Raw genomic sequence first — 16,248 nt, 5'->3', positions numbered from 1 at the left:
CTGCCGCAGCGCTTGCAACCCTTTTCCTCTCCATCCTCTTCCTGATCCTGCCGGCACTCACCGCTCGCGCCATGGACATCCAGTCCGTCACCTCGCCAAAGGGCATCACCGCCTGGCTGGTCGAGGATTATTCGGTGCCGGTCGTCGCCATCCGCTTCGTCTTCGGCGGTGGCTCGACGCAGGATCCGGTTGGCAAGGAGGGCCTGGCCAATCTGATGACCGGCCTGTTCGACGAAGGCGCCGGCCCGCTCGACTCAGAAGCCTTCCAGATCAAGCTCGACGACGCCGGCGCCGAGATGAGCTTCGACGAAAGCCGCGACGGCATCTACGGCTCGATGCGCATGCTGGCCGAGCAGCGCGACGAGGCGTTCGACCTGTTGCGGCTGGCGGTCAACCAGCCGCGCTTCGACCAGCTGCCGATCGACCGTATCCGCGCCCAGATCCTATCCGGCATCATCGCCGGCGAGAACGATCCCGATACGGTCGCGCAGGACAAATGGGCGCGCGCACTCTATGGCGATCATCCCTATTCCCGCTCCGACCAAGGCACCAGGCAGAGCATCGCCACCATCACGCCGGATGATTTGAAAGCCTTGCACAAGGCGGTGTTCGCGCGCGGCGGCTTGCATGTCGCCGTGGTCGGCGCCATCGATCCCGAGACGCTGAAGAAGAAGCTCGACATGGTGTTCGGCGACCTGCCGCAGAACCAGGCGCTGAGGCCGGTGGCCGATATCGACCCGAAGCTGGCGCAGCATGTCGAGGTCGACTACGACCTGCCACAGAGCTCGCTGCAGCTCGCCTATCCCGGCGTGAAGCGCAAGGCGCCGGATTTCTTTGCCGCCGTGCTGATGAACGAGATCCTCGGAGGCGGCACCTTCACCTCGCGCCTTTTCCAGGAGGTGCGCGAAAAGCGCGGGCTGGCCTACAGCGTCAACTCCTCGCTGATCAACCAGGACCATGCCAACGCACTGGTCGTCAGCACCGGGACCCGGTCGGACCGGGCGGCCGAGACGCTGGGCATCGTCCGCGACGTGGTCAAGCAACTGGCCGAGGAAGGCCCGACCGAGGCTGAGCTGGCGGCGACCAAGAAATACATGATCGGCGCTTACGCCATCAACAATCTGGACTCTTCGAGTTCCATTGCCTCGACGCTGGTCGAGTTGCAGCTCGACGATCTCGGCATCGACTACATGCAGCGCCGCGCTGGCTATATCAACGTGGTGACGCTTGATCAGGTCAAGGCGGCGGCGAAAAAGCTGCTGTCGGCCGAACCGACCATCATGGTCATCGGACCGAAACTGGCCGGGGCCGGCAAGGGATGAGAGTCGGCCCGCATTTCTCTTTTGCGAGCGCCGGCGCTGCCCCTCACCTGCCTGCCGGCATCCTCTCCCCGTATAGTGACGGGGAGAGGGGCGCTGGCATCGCCGGTTTCGCCAATCACCAGCGTTGCAAAAAGAGCGCCTGGGTTGCGGCCAGCTTCCTTCTCCCCGTCACCATACGGGGAGAAGTGCCCGGTAGGGCGATGAGGGGCGGCGCCGATTTCGGCAATTGGCGGTCTCTGCCACGAGTTGGAAACTGTCATCAGTCGGTGGAGGCAGGAGTGACGCAAAATGGCGCCTAGCTTCGGCATCGCCTTCGGCGGCGGCGGCGCGCGCGGGCTGGCGCATATCCACGTCATCGAGGCGCTGGACGAACTGGGCATCAGGCCGGCGGTCATTGCCGGCTCGTCGATCGGCGCCATCATGGGCGCCGGCATGGCCGCCGGCATGACCGGCAAGGACATCCACGACTACGCCCGCTCGATCCTCGGCCGCCGCGCCGAAGTGGCGAGCCGCATGTGGCGGGCGCGGCCGGGCACCATCGCCGAAGCCATGCAGAATGGCATCCGCGTCAGCCAGTTCAACGTCGAGCGCATCCTGAAGGCCTTTTTGCCCGAGGCTATCCCCGAGACCTTCGCCGAGCTCAAGATCCCGCTCAAGGTGACGGCGACCGACTATTTCGGCCACAAGCTCGCCGTGTTCCATGACGGCGACCTGCACTCGGCACTGGCCGCCTCGGCGGCCATACCCGCCGTGTTCCGCCCGGTGACGCGCGACGGAAGGCTGCTGATCGACGGCGGCATCTACAACCCCGTGCCGTTCGACCTGATCGAGAACGATGCCGACATCATCATCGGCGTCGACGTGGTCGGCGCGCCGGAAGAAGCCGACCGCAAGCACCCGACCTCCGTCGACCTGATGTTCGGCGCCACGCAATTGATGATGCAGTCGATCATCGCCAACAAGCTGAAGCAGTGCAGCCCCGACATCCTGGTCCGCCCAGCAGTATCAAAATACCGCGTGCTCGATTTCCTGAAGATCGACGCTTTGATGAACGATACGGCCGACATAAAGGATCAGCTGAAGCGAGAGGTCGAGCGGGTGGTGGAGGCTAGGAATGGCGCTGCCGTCAAGGGCAGGCGGAGGAAGAAGGCTGGGTGAAGGCGCGCGACGTCGGCAATTGATCGTCTAATGCATGTCGCCCAAAAGTGGCCCCGGTTTTGGGACAACGACATGCATGAAAACAAGGGCTTAAAGTCGAGCGCTGTTGTCATCCACGAAGCCAACTACGACTTCGCCACCGGCACATATTCCAGCGCCACCACGCCGTTGCTGAACGGCGTCGCAGAAATCAGCTCGAGCGCCACTGGCTCGCCGACGGGGAACAGCGGCTTGCCCTGTCCGACGGCGCCGGGGTAGCTGAGCAGCCTGACGCGATCGACCAGGCCGTGGCGCAGCAGTTCCTGCGCGACGCTGAGGCTGCCATGCACATAGATGTTGCCGCCGCTGCCTTGCTTCAGCGCCCTGACCGCTTCCGGCAGGGCTCCCTTCAGCAATTCGGCCGGCTTCCAGTCGAGCGCCTTCAGGCTGGTCGACGCGACATATTTCGGCAGCGCGTTGAACCGGTCGGCGAAGTCTCCGGTTTCCTTGGGCCAAGAACCGGCAAAAATCTCATATGTCGTGCGCCCCAAAAGCATGGCGCCGCTGTCGGCAAGCTCGTCCTCCTTGAACCTGTTCATCTCGTCGTTCCAGGTCACGCCGGGCAGCTTCTCGACCTCGGCAATGCCATCGACGCTGATGAATTCGGTGACGATCAATTTTCTCATGGCGTTCTCCTTCTTCCATCAGAGGACGAACCATGCGGGCCTTGTGCGACACGCTGCATGAAAAATCGGGGCGCTTTGTCAGAAAGGCTTTCAGCGCGAGCTTACGAAAGACCGATACCACGGCCAGCGCGCCCGACGCCGGTACCTGATCATCGATGATAGCCCAAAGGGTTTGTGAGCGAAGGCGCTGTTCTCAGTCCTTCGCCCGCTCCACATAAGCGCCATCCGCCGTCATCACCACCACGCGGGTGCCGGGGGCGATGTGCGGCGGCACCAGCGTGCGCACGCCGTTGGAAAGTACGGCCGGCTTGTAGGACGACGAGGCCGTCTGTCCCTTGGTTGTCGGCTCGGTTTCCACCACTTCGAAGGTGGCGCGCTGTGGCAGCACCAGTGAAATGGCAATGCCATTGAACTGTGACAACTGCACGGCCATGCCTTCCAACAGGTAAGGCGCCATGTCGCCGACCACAGCTTCCGACACCGCTACCTGGTCGTAGCTTTCCGGATTCATGAAATGATAGCCTTCGCCGTCGGCGTAGAGGAAGGTGTGCTCGCGCTCTTCCACATAGGCGCGCTCCACCTGCTCGGTGGTGCGGTAGCGCTCCGACACCTTCACCCCGTCGCCGATACGGCGCATGTCGAGCTGGGTCACCGGCGTGCCCTTGCCTGGGTGGATGTTTTCGGCAAAGAGGATCACATAAAGCTTGCCGTCCTTGTCGACGACATTGCCTTTACGGAGCGAACTGGCGATGACTTTCACCACGGCTTACAATCCTGAAATGGTTGATTGGTACAAATCGGCTTCAGCGGCCGTCCGCTGCGAACTAGCGCATCTTGGCCGCAACCGCCAGCCCCCATTCCATATGATCTGAGCCCCATGAACGTTACGTCGCCCGATGCCTCGCCCTGGTGGACGCCGCATGTCCACGCCGACCGCCGCCCGCGGCTGATGCTGCGCAACGCTATCGCCGCCAGCCTGCGCGACTGGTTCGCCGCCGAAGATTTCGTCGAGGTGGAAACGGCGGCCCTGCAGGTCTCGCCCGGCAACGAGGCACACCTGGCGGCTTTCACCACGCAAGCGATCGGACCGGACGGCACGCGGTCGCCGCTTTATCTCCACACCTCGCCGGAATTCGCCTGCAAGAAACTGCTTGCCGCCGGCGAACAGCGCATTTTCAGCCTCGGTCCGGTCTACCGCAACCGCGAGCGCGGCCCTTTGCACCATCCCGAATTCACCATGCTCGAATGGTACCGGGTGGGCGAGGCCTATGAGAGCCTGATGCAGGATTGCGCGGCCATGTTGGCGCTGGCCGCGATAAGGGCAGGGGCGACGCGCTTTTCCTTCCGGGGCCGCGACTGCGATCCGATTGCCGAGCCGGAACGGCTGACGGTCGCGGATGCCTTCACCCGCTATGCCGGCATCGATCTGCTGGCCACGGTCGCCGCCGACGGCGCCACCGACCGGGACGCGCTTTATGCCGCCTTGGTCCGGGCCGGCCTGCGCACCGCAACCGACGACAGCTGGGCTGATTTGTTCAGCCGGGTGATGGTGGAAAAGATCGAACCGTTGCTCGGGCAAAGGCGGGCGACCATCCTGTGCGAATACCCGGCGGCCGAGGCGGCATTGGCGCGGCCGAGCCCCAGGGATGCGCGCGTCGCCGAGCGCTTCGAGCTCTATTGCTGCGGCGTCGAGCTCGCCAACGGCTTTGGCGAACTGACCGATGCCGATGAGCAGCGCCGGCGCTTCATCATCGAGATGGACGAGAAAGAGCGCATCTATGGCGAGCGCTATCCACTGGATGAGGATTTTCTCGCCGCCCTCGCCATCATGCCGCAGGCCAGCGGCATCGCGCTCGGCTTCGACCGCCTGGTGATGCTGGCGACGGGCGCGCAGAAAGTCGATGATGTCATCTGGACGCCCGTTGCGGCGTCCTGAACCACAGGCTCGCTGCCTGCCCGGCGCCTCAGTGCGCGAAAACCTGCTCCAGCGAGCGAAAGCCCTTGAATTCCAGCGCATTGCCGGAGGGATCGCGGATGAACAGCGTTGCCTGTTCGCCAGGCTCGCCCTTGAAGCGGACCATTGGCCGTTCCAGCCAGTCGATGTCGCCGCGCGCCTCCAGCCGCGTCGCCAGCCGCTGCCAGTCATCCATCAAGAGCACGGCGCCGAAATGGGGGATCGGCACGACGATGCCGTCGACCTTGCCGTCGCTGGCGGCTGGCGTGGCCTGTGGCCGCAGATGCGCCGACATCTGGTGGCCGTAAAGATCGAAATCGACCCAGGTCGCCGATGAGCGGCCGATCGCACAACCCAGCACCTCGCCATAGAAAAAGCGAGTTTCATCGAGATCACGGACCGGGAAGGCGAGATGGAAAGGCGTCATCGAAAATGCTCCGAGCGGGCTGCGGACCGGGTTGCCATGCCTCGGTTCGAGATCTGAACCGTGAACCGATGCATTTTGATTGAAGCCTATGCCATTGCACAAGCCGGACCGGAACAATAAATGGTGGCTGCGGCCAAAGCTCGCCGCGCCAGCAGGATCACGCGCATGACCGATATCACAGATGCAGCAAAATTGACCGACCGTGTCGCTGCTTTGGTCGAAGCTGCCAAGAAGGCTGGCGCCGACGCCGCCGATGCGGTGGCCGTGCGCAGCCGCTCGACCGGTGTGTCGGTGCGGCTCGGCAAGGTCGAGGGCACCGAATCGGCCGAGAGCGAGGATGTCTCGCTACGCGTCTTCGTCGATGGGCGTGTGGCCAGCGTCTCGGCAACCGCAGCATCCGATCCTGCAACCCTGGCCGAGCGTGCCGTGGCGATGGCGAAAGTGTCGCCACAGGACCCCTATCAGGGGCTGGCCGACCCGGCATTGCTGGTGAAACAGACGCGCGATCTCGACCTGTTCGACGCCACCGAGGTGTCGGCCGATCAAATGAAGGAAGCGGCACTTGCGGCGGAAGCGGCGGCCCTTGCCGTCAAGGGCGTGACCAATTCGGCCGGCGCCAGCGCCGGTGCCGGCCTCGGTGGCTTGGTGCTGGCCACCTCGCACGGCTTCCTCGGCCACTATGTCGGGTCGCGTTTCTCGCGCTCGGCCAGCGTCATTGCTGGCGAGGGCACCGGCATGGAGCGCGACTATGAATTCTCCTCGCGCCAGCATTTTGCCGATCTCGATGCGCCTGAAGACATCGGCCGCAAGGCCGGCGAACGTGCCGTGCGCCGTATCGGCGCGCGCAAGGCGGCGACCGGGCCGATCGACGTTGTGTTCGACCCGCGCGTCGCGCGCGGCATCGCCGGTCATCTTGCCGGCGCCATCAACGGCGCCTCCGTCGCGCGCAAGACGTCGTTCCTGCGCGACATGATGGGCAAGCAGGTGGCCGCCTCCGCGATCACCGTCACTGACGAGCCGCTCAGGCAGCGTGGCCAGGCCTCGCGTCCGTTCGATGGCGAAGGCATCGAGGGCGAGAAGCTGTTCATGGTCGAAAAAGGGGTGCTCAACCACTGGTTCCTGTCGACATCGGCCGCGCGCGAGCTTGGTCTCGTCACCAATGGGCGCGGTTCGCGCGGCGGCTCGTCCGTCTCGCCGTCCTCGACCAATCTCGCCATCGAACCGGGCGACCGGTCGCCCGAGGATTTGATCAAATCGCTCAAGACCGGCTTCTACGTCACCGAAGTGTTCGGCCAGGGCGTCGACATGGTCACCGGCGAATACAGCCGTGGCGCCTCCGGCTTCTGGATCGAAAATGGTGCGCTGGCCTATCCCGTCGCCGAGGTTACCATCGCCTCGAACCTGAAGACCATGTTCCTGAACATGGTGGCGGCTGATGACCTCGACCGCAATTTCGGCACCGCCGCCCCCACGCTTCTGATCGAAGGCATGACCCTTGCCGGAGCATGACCTGATCACTGCCAGTGCTACCRAGGATTTGCCTTTGCTGCGCGATGCCGCCCGCGAGGCCGGGGTCATCGCCATGCGCTATTTCGGCAACAACCCGCAAGTCTGGATGAAGGGCGGCACATCGCCGGTCAGCGAAGCCGACCATGCCGCCGACGCCTATCTGCGGCAGACGCTGCTTGCAGCACGGCCCGACTATGGCTGGTTGTCGGAAGAAACAACCGACGATCCGGTGCGGCTTTCGGCGCGCCGCACCTTCGTCGTCGACCCGATCGACGGCACGCGCGGCTTCCTGGAAGGCCAGCGCACCTGGTGCGTCAGCGTTGCCGTCGTCGAGCGTGGCCGCACGCTTGCCGGCGTGCTGGAATGCCCGGCGATGAACGAGACCTATTGGGCGCTGCCCGGACAGGGCGCTTTCCGCAACGGCAAGCGCATCGCGGTGCGCAAGCTGCCGGATACGGCCGAGATTTCCGGGCTGAAGCAGTTGACCGACCTGATGCCTGCCGACTGGCAGGTGCGACTGAAGCGGGCGCCCTACAGCCCGTCGCTCGCCTATCGGCTGGCCATGATCGCCAATGGCGCGCTGGATGCCACTTTCGTCAAGCCGAACGCGCATGACTGGGATATTGCCGCCGCCGGTCTCATTTTGCGCGAGGCCGGCGGCCAGTTGCTCGACCGGCATGGCCGCTCGCCGCTCTATGCCGGCGAGGTGACCCGCCACGGCGCGCTCGCCGCCGGCAGCGGTGAACTGCTGGCCGTGCTCGCCGCCGTCATTGCCGGGCTGGATAGGTGAAAGCGTTTTCGAAGGTTCCAAAGTCGACGGCTTTGGTCTAGACCTGTCACAAACTCACGATATGTGAAGGACCGACATGGCCGCGGAAGACGGAAAAAAGCAGCTTTTGCACCTGGTGTTTGGTGGCGAGCTGACGAAGCTTGGCGGCTCCGAGTTCCGCGATCTCGACGGGCTCGACATCGTCGGCATCTATCCGGACTATCAATCCGCGCACACGGCGTGGAAAGCCAAGGCGCAAGCCAGCGTGGACAATGCCCACATGCGTTATTTCGTCGTTCATCTGCACCGGCTGCTGGACCCCGACAACAAGGCTGTCGGTTGACCTCGATGGAGCAAGACCTGGCGAAAGAGCCAGCCACTGAACCCACGCCCGCGCGCAGGGGGCGCAGCCGCACGACTAAGGCTTTCTGGCGCAGGATTCGCGAACCGCTGGCGCAGTCGCGATTCGTCAAGAACGCCATCGCCAGCCTGTTCGCCCAGTTTGTGCGGTTGGTGCGCCTGACCAATCGCGTCGTCGATGGGTCGGCGCGGTTTTCGAGCAGCGCCTATGCCGAATTCGAGCCCGGCATCATCGCCCTGTGGCACGGCCAGCACCTGTTGACCCCAGCCTATTATCCCAGGCGCAAGCCGCTGGTCGCGATGGTCTCGCGCAGCGCCGATGCCGAGCTCAACGCGCTGATGCTGGGGAAGTTTGGCATCGAGGCGGTGCGCGGTTCGGGCGGGCGTGACAACGCCAGGCATCTCGACAAGGGCGGGGCAAAGGCGCTCATCGCCCTGAAAAAGTCGCTCGCCGCCGGCAAGAACGTCGCCATGATCGCCGACATTCCCCACGGCACGCCGCGTGACGCGGGGCTTGGTATCGTTCTTCTGGCACGCCTCTCCGGTCGGCCTCTGCTGCCCGTCGCCATCACCACTAGCCGCCGCAAGGTGCTGGAGAAGAGCTGGGACAAGACCACCATCAACCTGCCGTTCGGCCGCTCGTCGATCGTCATCGGCGCGCCGATCTTCGTGCCGATCGGCGCCGACGAGGCCGAAATGGAGCGCAAGCGCCAGGAAATCACGGTCGCGCTCAACGCCGCGACTGCCGAGGCCTACCGTCTCGTGGATGGTCCGCAATGAGCGGTCGCTGGGCGCGAACCATGTTGACGGCATACCGTTTCGCCGGTGCCGCCGCCTATCCGCTGGTCGGGCCCTATGTCGCCTGGCGCACCTCGCGCGGCAAGGAAGACCGCAGCCGCCGCCGCGAGCGCTACGGCGTCGCTGGCCGACCGCGCCCCGAGGGGCCGATGATCTGGATCCATGCGGCGAGCGTCGGTGAGACCCTGGCCGTCGTGCCACTGGTCGAAAGCATACTCGATTACGGCGTCAACATTGTGCTGACGACTGGCACGGTGACCTCGGCGCAGGTCGTCGACGAGCGGCTCGGCGATCGCATCATCCACCAATATGTGCCGCTCGACCTCAAGCCGGCGGTCAGCCGGTTTCTCGATCACTGGCAGCCGGATCTGGCGATCATCGCTGAATCCGAGATCTGGCCGATGACCATTCTTGAGCTTGGCGCGCGCCGCGTGCCGCAGGTGCTGGTCAACGGCAGGCTGTCCGACCGTTCGTTCACCTCGTGGAAGAAACGGGCCAACATCGCCGAGGCGCTGTTCGAGAATCTCGCCCACGTCGTTGCCCAGTCCGATGTCGATGGCGAGCGCTTCCTTGCGCTCGGCGCCCGCCCGGTGACCGTGTCGGGCAACCTCAAGGTCGATACCTTGCCGCCGCCTGTCGACGAACGAGTGCTGGCGACGCTGCGGCGTCAGATCGGCGCCCGCCCGACCTGGGCGGCGATCTCGACCCATGATGGCGAGGAGGTGGTCGCCGCCGAGGTTCATGCGACGCTGCACAAACGCCATCATGGTCTTCTGACCATCGTCGTTCCGCGCCATCCCGATCGCGCCGAGGCGCTTGCCGCACAGATTTCCGGCATGGGCCTGACGGTCGCGCGGCGCAGCACGGGCGACAGGATCGCCGCCGACACCGACATCCTGCTCGGCGACACGATCGGCGAGATGGGGCTCTATCTCAGGCTGACCGAAATCGCCTTTGTCGGCCGCTCGCTGACCTCAGAGGGTGGCCAGAACCCGCTCGAGCCGGCCATGCTGGATACCGCGGTTCTTGCCGGGCGCAATGTGCAGAATTTTCGCGAGGCTTACCAGCGCCTGCTCGACAGCGGCGGCGCCAAGCTGGTGCGCGACCGCGATATGCTGGCCGGCGCCGTCAATTTCCTGCTGACCAACGAAGTGGCGCGTCACGAGATGATGGCGGCGGGCGTGGCGACCGTCGACGAGATGCGCGGCGCGCTGGCGCGCACGCTAAAATCGCTCGAACCCTATATCCAGCCGCTGGTCATCAAGTCGCGCCTGAAGGGCGCGAACGGCCGCTAGGGTGGCTTCCGAAGCACCACCATTCTGGTGGGAAAAGCCGGACTGGCGGGTCCTGGCACTGTCGCCGCTGTCGGCCATCTATGCGCTCATCGCTGGCCGCGGCATGCGGCGCGCCCGGCGCGAGAAGATCGAGGCGCCGGTTCTGTGCATCGGCAACTTCACCGTTGGCGGCACCGGCAAGACGCCGGTGGCGATCGCCTTGGCCGAACAGGCCAAGCGCATGCAGCTCAAACCCGGTTTCCTGTCGCGCGGCCATGGCGGCTCGTTCGCGGAGCCGCATGTCGTCGATGCCCATCATGACAGCGCCAGGCATGTCGGCGACGAGCCACTGCTCCTGGCCGAACACGCGCCGGTGGCGGTGACGCCGAACCGCGCCGCCGGCGCCCGGCTGCTGCTGGAAAGGCATGGCTGCGATTTCCTGATCATGGACGATGGTTTCCAGAGCGCGCGCATCCATATCGATTATGCGCTGGTGGTCGTCGACGCGCGCTACGGCATCGGCAATGGCCGCGTCATTCCGGGCGGCCCGCTCCGGGCCAGGATCGTCGACCAACTGGTCTTCACCAGCGGGCTGTTGAAGATGGGCGAGGGCACCGCCGCCGACGCCGTGGTCCGCCAGGCGGCACGCGCCGCCCGGCCGATCTTTGAGGCCCACACCAAGCCAAGCAGCAAGCAGGGGCTTGCCGGCAAGCGGTTCCTGGCTTTCGCCGGCATCGGCCATCCCGAAAAATTCTTCGACACGGTGCGCGAGGCCGGCGGCGAACTGGCGTTGACGCGACCGTTTCCGGACCATCATTTTTATGGTGAGGACGAGCTTGCCGAACTGGCGGCGACGGCACGCGCCGAAGGGCTCGGCCTCATCACCACGGCCAAGGACGCGGCCCGGCTGCGGCATGGCGCCCCACAGGACTTTCTCGACCGGCTCGAGGTCCTGGCAATCGACACGGTTTTCGAGCTCGAACGCGTGCCCGAACGCATCATCGACGAAACGCTGGATGCCTGGCGTCAACGCAAGCTGAAGGGCTGACCTGTCGTCGTGAAGTGCGTTATCGGCTTGCGTAAACGACTCGCGCAAACATCAACGCCGGCTGCGTAGCTCCGGCTGCACTTCGATTTCGCGGCGCAGCGAAGCGGCAGCGTTGATGTAGGGCTCTTGCCTGGCGACGCTCCAGTATTTCAACTCATCAAGCGGGATGCTTTCGCCGGTCACCGCGCAGCGCACGAAAGCGCCCGGGCTGGTAACCTGGAAGTCGCCATCGAGATAGCGGATACGGGCTTCCTTGCCGCCAGGGCCTTCGAAACGGTTCATCATGCAGCGGCGCCGAGGTTCATGAGGATTTCATCGCCACAAATTGGCGGCTAGGTCAAGCATGTGACAAGCCTGAGACAATGCTGCCCCCTTAATCTTTCGCGGAAAAATGCTGTTGTCGGGGCACCATGGACATTTCCTCAGTTCGTCTTGCCGCCTTGCTCAGGGAAGCGATGACGCCGCAGGCCGTGCCGTCGGCAAAGGCCGATCCGGTCAAAACGGCACTGGTGAAGGCGCTGGTGGCGCCGCCGGCGCCTTCCGGCGCACCCGTGCGACCCGTGGCGACACCGGCGTTGCCGATGCTGTTGCAGGCGACAGCCGCAAGAGCGCAGCAGACGGCCTCGACCGAAATAATGCAGGCCTATCTGGCGCTCGCGCAACCGGACGACGAAACAGCCGCCGATGCCGCGTCGCTGGGCACTGCAGCGAGGAGACTAACTGACGGTGACGCTGCGCAACGTGGTCTGGCGCCGCCTCTATCAAAGGTCGAGGAGGGCGCCGCCGCAAGGCCGGCGACCTTGCCATGGCTCCCGCTTCTCGCATCTGAGCTGTTGCCGTTACGCCGCACCTCAGCCAGCAATGCCGTGGCCAGGCGAGAACGTGCAACCGCCGGGCCGAGCGAAGCGGCCAGGCCTGAAAACAGGCGGACGAGTGTCGGGCTGATGTCGCTGACTGCCGGGCTGCTGGCGGCGGCGGTCGTCGGGTTCGTTCTGGTGGTGCTGCGCTAACCCTCAGCCTCGATAAAGGCTTCCATCTTTTCCGATGCAAGTCCTGCCTGCACCGCGATACGGCGCGCCAGTTCTGCTGCTGCGGCGCGTGGCCGTCCCATCGGCCGGTCGAGCCAGTAGGACACCGGATTGAGCGCGGTGCGCTCGTCGACGGCGGTGATGCGTCCGGCCTTCAATTGATGCCCGGTCAGGGGTGGTCGCGCCAGCGCGATGCCGAGCCCATAGGCTGCGGCATCGAGCACCAGATTGTAGTCCTCGAAGCGCCGGTCCTGCGGGCRCGGGCGGTAATCCATGCCTTGCGCGGCAAACCATGCACGCCAGGCCGAAGCATCGGAATCGTTGATCAGTGGAAATTTGAGCAGCCGGGCAGGGTCGCCACGGCCGATCTCGCGGGCAAGCTCGGGCGATGCGACGGGAAAAACATGTTCCTCGAAAAGCTGCACCGAGACGCGACCCGGAATGCCGCCGCGTCCACAGCGGATCGACAGATCGATGCCCTCATCGGCAAGGTCGGCCTGAYGGATATCGACGTCGAGCACGATGCGCAGCTTGGAGGGATTGTTCTCCAGCGCTGCCATGCGCGGCATCAGCCACAGCCCGCTGACCGAAGGGATCGAGGTCAAGCGCACCACCGCGGTGCCGCGCGGCTCGACCCAGCGGTCGGAATGGGTCGATATCAGCGCGAATGCTTCCGCCGTGCGCAGATGCAGCCTGTTGCCTTCGATCGTCAGCGAGACACCGCGCGCGCCGCGATCGAACACTTTCAGCCCCAGCCAGTCCTCGAGCTTGGCGATCTGCCGGCTGACGGCGCCGTGGGTGATGTTGAGCTTTTCAGCTGCTGCCGAAAAGCTGCCCGTCCGCGCCGCCGCGTCGAAGGCGCGCAGCGTTTCGAGCGGCACCATTGTGTCTGAGCTGTGATCCATAGTCACAGCTGATCCTCGATTTGGTCGTTTGTCAACTGGCCCGAAAAGGCGTTTTCTGCATTTCAGGGCACGAGAATCACGAGGACAGTGAGATGAGCGCAATGACCAGCACGTTGAATCCGACACAACGGATGGACACCACGGCAGCCATCGCGGTGGCGCTCACGGTGGTCGGCTGGGCCTCTGCCTTTCCGGCTATCCGCGCTGGCCTTGCCGCCTTCGGGCCGCTGGAACTCGGCGCGCTGCGCTTTGCCATCGCCGCGGTGCCGGCGGCGATCTTCCTCGCTGTCAAGCGTCCGGCGCTGCCAAGGCTGGATGAGTTGTGGCGCCTGGCCTTTGGCGGCGCCATCTTCGTGGCGCTGTACACGGCAATGCTCAATTTCGGCGAACTGACAGTCTCGGCCGGCGCTGCCGGCTTCATCATCAATGTCAGCCCGATCTTCACCGCCATCATGGCGATGGCGCTGCTTGGCGAACGCTTTTCCGGCATGGCATGGGTCGGCACCGCCATTTCCTTCGCCGGCATCGGCATTATCGCGATTGGCGATGGGGATGGCTTGCATTTCAACGCCGGGGCGCTGCTGGTGCTGGGTTCGGCGCTTTGCTCGGCCGTCAACACCATCGTCCAGAAGCCGCTCTTCGCTCGCCACCACCCGCTGACCATTTCGGCGTCGAACATGATACTTGGCGCTCTCTGCCTGTCGCCCTTCCTGCCGAGCGGCCTCGCGCAGGCAGCGGTCGCCGACGCAGCCGGCCTCGGCGCCGTGATCTTTCTCGGCATCGTGCCCAGCCTGATCGCCTATGCCGCCTGGGCGACCGCGCTGTCGCGCCTGCCGGCCGCACGTGCGTCGAACTTCCTCTATCTGGTTTCGCCCATGTCCGCCCTGATCGGCTTCTTCTGGCTGGGCGAAGTGCCGACACTGCTTGGCATGCTCGGCGGCGCATTGGCGCTGGGCGGTGTGATCGTGGTGAATTTGAAGAGATGAATCAGACAGTTATAAGGATTGCTTGAGTCGAAAAGGGCCGCTGAAAAGTGGCCCTTGTCGTACCTTCCCCGCCAATCCACTTACCGCCTCCCAAACAGCCTCTCGATATCCGCGAGCTTGAGTTCGATATAGGTCGGCCGCCCGTGGTTGCAGGTGCCGGAGCCGGGCGTTGCCTCCATCTGGCGCAGCAGCGCGTTCATCTCCTCGGCCTTGAGCAGGCGGCCGGAGCGTACCGAGCCGTGGCAGGCCATGGTGGCCGCGATCTTGTCCAACCGCTCCTTCAGCGTGTCGACCGTGTCGTTGTCGGCGATCTCGTCGGCAAGGTCGCGCACCAGTTGCTGGACATTGGTCTCGCCCAGCATCGACGGCGTCTCTCGCACCGCGACCGCACCCGGGCCGAAACGCTCGACGCCAAGTCCAAAGCGGGCCAGCGTCTCGGAATGCATCGCCAGCCGTTCGGCGTCTTCTTCCGGCAGGTCGACGATTTCCGGCAGCAACAGCATCTGTGACGGCACGGCGCGCGACTGCAGCGCGTTCTTCAGCGCCTCATAGACCAGCCGCTCATGCGCCGCATGCTGGTCGACGATGATGAGCGAATCCCTGGTCTGCGCGACGATATAGTTCTCATGCACCTGAGCGCGCGCCGCACCCAGCACCGCGCCAAGCAGCGTCTCGGCCGCTTCGCTCTGCCCGGCGCGTGCATCGGCGCTGGCCAGCGGCCCGGCATCGAATGCCGCCTGCTCATTTTCGCGCAAGCCGCGCTGACCGGGGCCCTCGAAACCCGCCCCTTCGAACCCCATGTCGAGCGGCCGCTGCGGCGAGCGCGTCGGATCGAAGCCGGCTGGGCCGGAGGCATGGTAGGATGCTTCATAGCTGCGGTGGCCATTGGCGGGCCCGCCGTGGCCGTAGGATGCCGCACCAGGCCGGAACGCCGCCATCATGCCGGCGGCGCCGGTGGTGGCGGCGCGGATGCCGGCATCCGCGAGTGCTTGCCGGACAGCGCCGACGATCAGCCCGCGCACCAGTCCGGGATCGCGGAAGCGGACATCGGCCTTGGCCGGATGGACGTTGACATCGACGACGGCCGGATCGAGCGTCAGGAACAGCACCGTCACCGCATGGCGGTCGCGCGGCAAGACATCCGCGAAGGCGCCGCGTATGGCGCCGGCAATCAGCTTGTCGCGCACCGGCCTGCCATTGACATAGGCATATTGCTGCAACGCGTTGGCGCGGGTGAAGGACGGGATCGACACGTGACCGGTCAGACGCACGCCTTCGCGCATCGCGTCGATGGCAATGGAATTGTCCGGAAACTCGGCGCCCATCACCTGGGCGACGCGGCGCAGGCTGCCTTCCGGACTGTCGTCCGTCGCCGGCAATTCCAGGGTCGAGCGATCCGAACCCGCCAATGTGAAGCGCACGGCGGGGAAGGCGATGGCGATGCGCTTGACCACGTCGCTGGTAGCCGAGCTCTCCGCGCGCTCACCCTTCATGAATTTCAGTCGGGCGGGCGTGGCGAAGAACAGGTCGCGCACTTCGACCGTGGTGCCGCGGTTGGCTGCCGCCGGTCTGACGGGCAAGACGCGGCCGCCCTCGATGCCGATCTCGGCGGCGCTGTCGCTTGTCGCTGTCCGCGAACGGATCGACAGCCGCGACACCGAGCCGATCGACGGCAGCGCCTCGCCGCGAAAGCCGAGCGAGCGAATGTCGTTGATGTCCGCTGTGAGCTTGGAGGTGCAGTGGCGTGCGATCGCCAGCGCCAGCTCCGGCTCGGGAATGCCGGAGCCGTCATCGGTGACGCGGATCAGGTTCAGCCCGCCGCCGGCGGTGACGATCTCGACACGCGCAGCACCGGCGTCGAGGGCATTCTCGACCAGTTCCTTGACCACGCTTGCCGGACGCTCGATGACTTCGCCGGCGGCGATCTGGTTGATCATCGTTTCGGAAAGCTGGCGAATGGGCATGGATATACTATAGGCGGATTCGGGGGGCGCGGGAGGGGCAATATCGCGAGGGCGGTGGATCAGTGCGCCGCACGGATTTCA

The 16,248-nt window shown here is 65.1% G+C and carries 17 protein-coding genes; 11 read left to right on the top strand and 6 right to left on the bottom strand.

Annotated elements, in window-relative coordinates:
* Nucleotides 1–1,322 (top strand): M16 family metallopeptidase (locus tag ACXJ7R_RS10345; protein WP_457151744.1); only part of this gene is annotated, 1,322 nt, incomplete at its 5' end.
* 288 nt (nt 1,323–1,610) lie between these two features.
* Nucleotides 1,611–2,480 carry a patatin-like phospholipase family protein gene (locus ACXJ7R_RS10340; RefSeq protein ID WP_457151743.1) on the top strand — a complete coding sequence of 290 codons (870 nt, stop codon included), beginning with the start codon at nt 1,611–1,613 and terminating at the stop codon, nt 2,478–2,480.
* A 125-nt stretch (nt 2,481–2,605) separates the two neighbouring features.
* Here ACXJ7R_RS10340 and ACXJ7R_RS10335 read toward each other — a convergent pair whose 3' ends face one another.
* Together ACXJ7R_RS10335 and efp are read right to left on the bottom strand one after the other, a co-directional pair.
* Nucleotides 2,606–3,145, bottom strand: a complete 540-nt coding sequence (locus ACXJ7R_RS10335; RefSeq protein WP_457151742.1) for a dihydrofolate reductase family protein — start codon at nt 3,143–3,145, stop codon at nt 2,606–2,608.
* 193 nt (nt 3,146–3,338) lie between these two features.
* Entirely contained in the window at nt 3,339–3,908 is a 570-nt protein-coding gene (efp, locus tag ACXJ7R_RS10330; protein ID WP_095085972.1) for an elongation factor P, read from the bottom strand.
* 114 nt (nt 3,909–4,022) lie between these two features.
* Here efp and epmA point away from each other — a divergent pair, with 114 nt between their 5' ends.
* Nucleotides 4,023–5,081 carry an EF-P lysine aminoacylase EpmA gene (gene epmA, locus ACXJ7R_RS10325; protein WP_457151741.1) on the top strand — a complete coding sequence of 353 codons (1,059 nt, stop codon included), beginning with the start codon at nt 4,023–4,025 and terminating at the stop codon, nt 5,079–5,081.
* Nucleotides 5,082–5,109: 28 nt separating this feature from the next.
* Here epmA and ACXJ7R_RS10320 read toward each other — a convergent pair whose 3' ends face one another.
* Nucleotides 5,110–5,526, bottom strand: a complete 417-nt coding sequence (locus ACXJ7R_RS10320; RefSeq protein WP_457151740.1) for a VOC family protein — start codon at nt 5,524–5,526, stop codon at nt 5,110–5,112.
* A 165-nt stretch (nt 5,527–5,691) separates the two neighbouring features.
* Here ACXJ7R_RS10320 and ACXJ7R_RS10315 point away from each other — a divergent pair, with 165 nt between their 5' ends.
* From ACXJ7R_RS10315 to lpxK, 6 genes are all read left to right on the top strand, one after another.
* Nucleotides 5,692–7,035: a TldD/PmbA family protein gene (locus ACXJ7R_RS10315; RefSeq protein ID WP_457151739.1), complete on the top strand. Its 1,344-nt coding sequence runs from the start codon at nt 5,692–5,694 to the stop codon at nt 7,033–7,035.
* Nucleotides 7,022–7,825 carry a 3'(2'),5'-bisphosphate nucleotidase CysQ gene (locus ACXJ7R_RS10310; RefSeq protein WP_457151738.1) on the top strand — a complete coding sequence of 268 codons (804 nt, stop codon included), beginning with the start codon at nt 7,022–7,024 and terminating at the stop codon, nt 7,823–7,825. Before ACXJ7R_RS10315 ends, ACXJ7R_RS10310 begins: the two co-directional genes overlap by 14 nt.
* 76 nt (nt 7,826–7,901) lie before the next feature.
* Complete coding sequence (locus ACXJ7R_RS10305; protein WP_457151737.1) at nt 7,902–8,147, top strand: DUF4170 domain-containing protein; 246 nt, start codon at nt 7,902–7,904, stop codon at nt 8,145–8,147.
* Between the two features lie 5 nt (nt 8,148–8,152).
* The gene (locus ACXJ7R_RS10300; RefSeq protein ID WP_457151736.1) at nt 8,153–8,944 is read left to right on the top strand and encodes a lysophospholipid acyltransferase family protein; all 792 of its coding nucleotides are present in this window, start codon (nt 8,153–8,155) and stop codon (nt 8,942–8,944) included.
* Entirely contained in the window at nt 8,941–10,257 is a 1,317-nt protein-coding gene (waaA, locus tag ACXJ7R_RS10295; RefSeq protein WP_184871010.1) for a lipid IV(A) 3-deoxy-D-manno-octulosonic acid transferase, read from the top strand. Before ACXJ7R_RS10300 ends, waaA begins: the two co-directional genes overlap by 4 nt.
* A gap of 1 nt (nt 10,258) precedes the next feature.
* A complete protein-coding gene (gene lpxK / locus ACXJ7R_RS10290) occupies nt 10,259–11,284 on the top strand; it encodes a tetraacyldisaccharide 4'-kinase (RefSeq protein ID WP_457151735.1) in 1,026 nt (341 codons plus the stop codon).
* Nucleotides 11,285–11,335: 51 nt separating this feature from the next.
* Here lpxK and ACXJ7R_RS10285 read toward each other — a convergent pair whose 3' ends face one another.
* A complete protein-coding gene (locus tag ACXJ7R_RS10285; RefSeq protein WP_095085946.1) occupies nt 11,336–11,569 on the bottom strand; it encodes a DUF2093 domain-containing protein in 234 nt (77 codons plus the stop codon).
* Between the two features lie 125 nt (nt 11,570–11,694).
* Here ACXJ7R_RS10285 and ACXJ7R_RS10280 point away from each other — a divergent pair, with 125 nt between their 5' ends.
* Entirely contained in the window at nt 11,695–12,294 is a 600-nt protein-coding gene (locus ACXJ7R_RS10280; RefSeq protein WP_457151734.1) for a hypothetical protein, read from the top strand.
* Here ACXJ7R_RS10280 and ACXJ7R_RS10275 read toward each other — a convergent pair.
* Nucleotides 12,291–13,217 (bottom strand): LysR family transcriptional regulator, encoded by a 927-nt coding sequence (locus ACXJ7R_RS10275; protein WP_457151733.1) that lies wholly within the window; start codon nt 13,215–13,217, stop codon nt 12,291–12,293. The genes ACXJ7R_RS10280 and ACXJ7R_RS10275 overlap by 4 nt on opposite strands.
* 92 nt (nt 13,218–13,309) lie before the next feature.
* Between ACXJ7R_RS10275 and ACXJ7R_RS10270 the strand changes: the two genes are divergently transcribed.
* Nucleotides 13,310–14,203: a DMT family transporter gene (locus tag ACXJ7R_RS10270; RefSeq protein WP_457151732.1), complete on the top strand. Its 894-nt coding sequence runs from the start codon at nt 13,310–13,312 to the stop codon at nt 14,201–14,203.
* 80 nt (nt 14,204–14,283) lie between these two features.
* On the opposite strand, the gene mutL is transcribed toward ACXJ7R_RS10270, so the two are convergent.
* Nucleotides 14,284–16,167 carry a DNA mismatch repair endonuclease MutL gene (mutL, locus tag ACXJ7R_RS10265; protein WP_457151731.1) on the bottom strand — a complete coding sequence of 628 codons (1,884 nt, stop codon included), beginning with the start codon at nt 16,165–16,167 and terminating at the stop codon, nt 14,284–14,286.
* Nucleotides 16,168–16,248 lie beyond the last annotated feature (81 nt).

It is taken from the genome of Mesorhizobium sp. P5_C1 (assembly GCF_054049815.1).
Note: the sequence above shows the minus strand (reverse complement) of the source record. Positions and strands in the feature narration are given on the sequence as shown.

Bases quoted from the DNA above. Each gene is read 5' to 3' on its own strand.
- epmA (WP_457151741.1), top strand. From the start codon at position 4,023: ATGAACGTTACGTCGCCCGATGCCTCGCCCTGGTGGACGCCGCATGTC.
- ACXJ7R_RS10280 (WP_457151734.1), top strand. From the start codon at position 11,695: ATGGACATTTCCTCAGTTCGTCTTGCCGCCTTGCTCAGGGAAGCGATG.
- ACXJ7R_RS10270 (WP_457151732.1), top strand. From the start codon at position 13,310: ATGAGCGCAATGACCAGCACGTTGAATCCGACACAACGGATGGACACC.
- ACXJ7R_RS10305 (WP_457151737.1), top strand. From the start codon at position 7,902: ATGGCCGCGGAAGACGGAAAAAAGCAGCTTTTGCACCTGGTGTTTGGT.
- waaA (WP_184871010.1), top strand. From the start codon at position 8,941: ATGAGCGGTCGCTGGGCGCGAACCATGTTGACGGCATACCGTTTCGCC.
- ACXJ7R_RS10335 (WP_457151742.1), bottom strand. From the start codon at position 3,145: ATGAGAAAATTGATCGTCACCGAATTCATCAGCGTCGATGGCATTGCC.
- ACXJ7R_RS10285 (WP_095085946.1), bottom strand. From the start codon at position 11,569: ATGATGAACCGTTTCGAAGGCCCTGGCGGCAAGGAAGCCCGTATCCGC.
- ACXJ7R_RS10320 (WP_457151740.1), bottom strand. From the start codon at position 5,526: ATGACGCCTTTCCATCTCGCCTTCCCGGTCCGTGATCTCGATGAAACT.
- ACXJ7R_RS10315 (WP_457151739.1), top strand. From the start codon at position 5,692: ATGACCGATATCACAGATGCAGCAAAATTGACCGACCGTGTCGCTGCT.
- mutL (WP_457151731.1), bottom strand. From the start codon at position 16,167: ATGCCCATTCGCCAGCTTTCCGAAACGATGATCAACCAGATCGCCGCC.
- ACXJ7R_RS10340 (WP_457151743.1), top strand. From the start codon at position 1,611: ATGGCGCCTAGCTTCGGCATCGCCTTCGGCGGCGGCGGCGCGCGCGGG.
- ACXJ7R_RS10300 (WP_457151736.1), top strand. From the start codon at position 8,153: ATGGAGCAAGACCTGGCGAAAGAGCCAGCCACTGAACCCACGCCCGCG.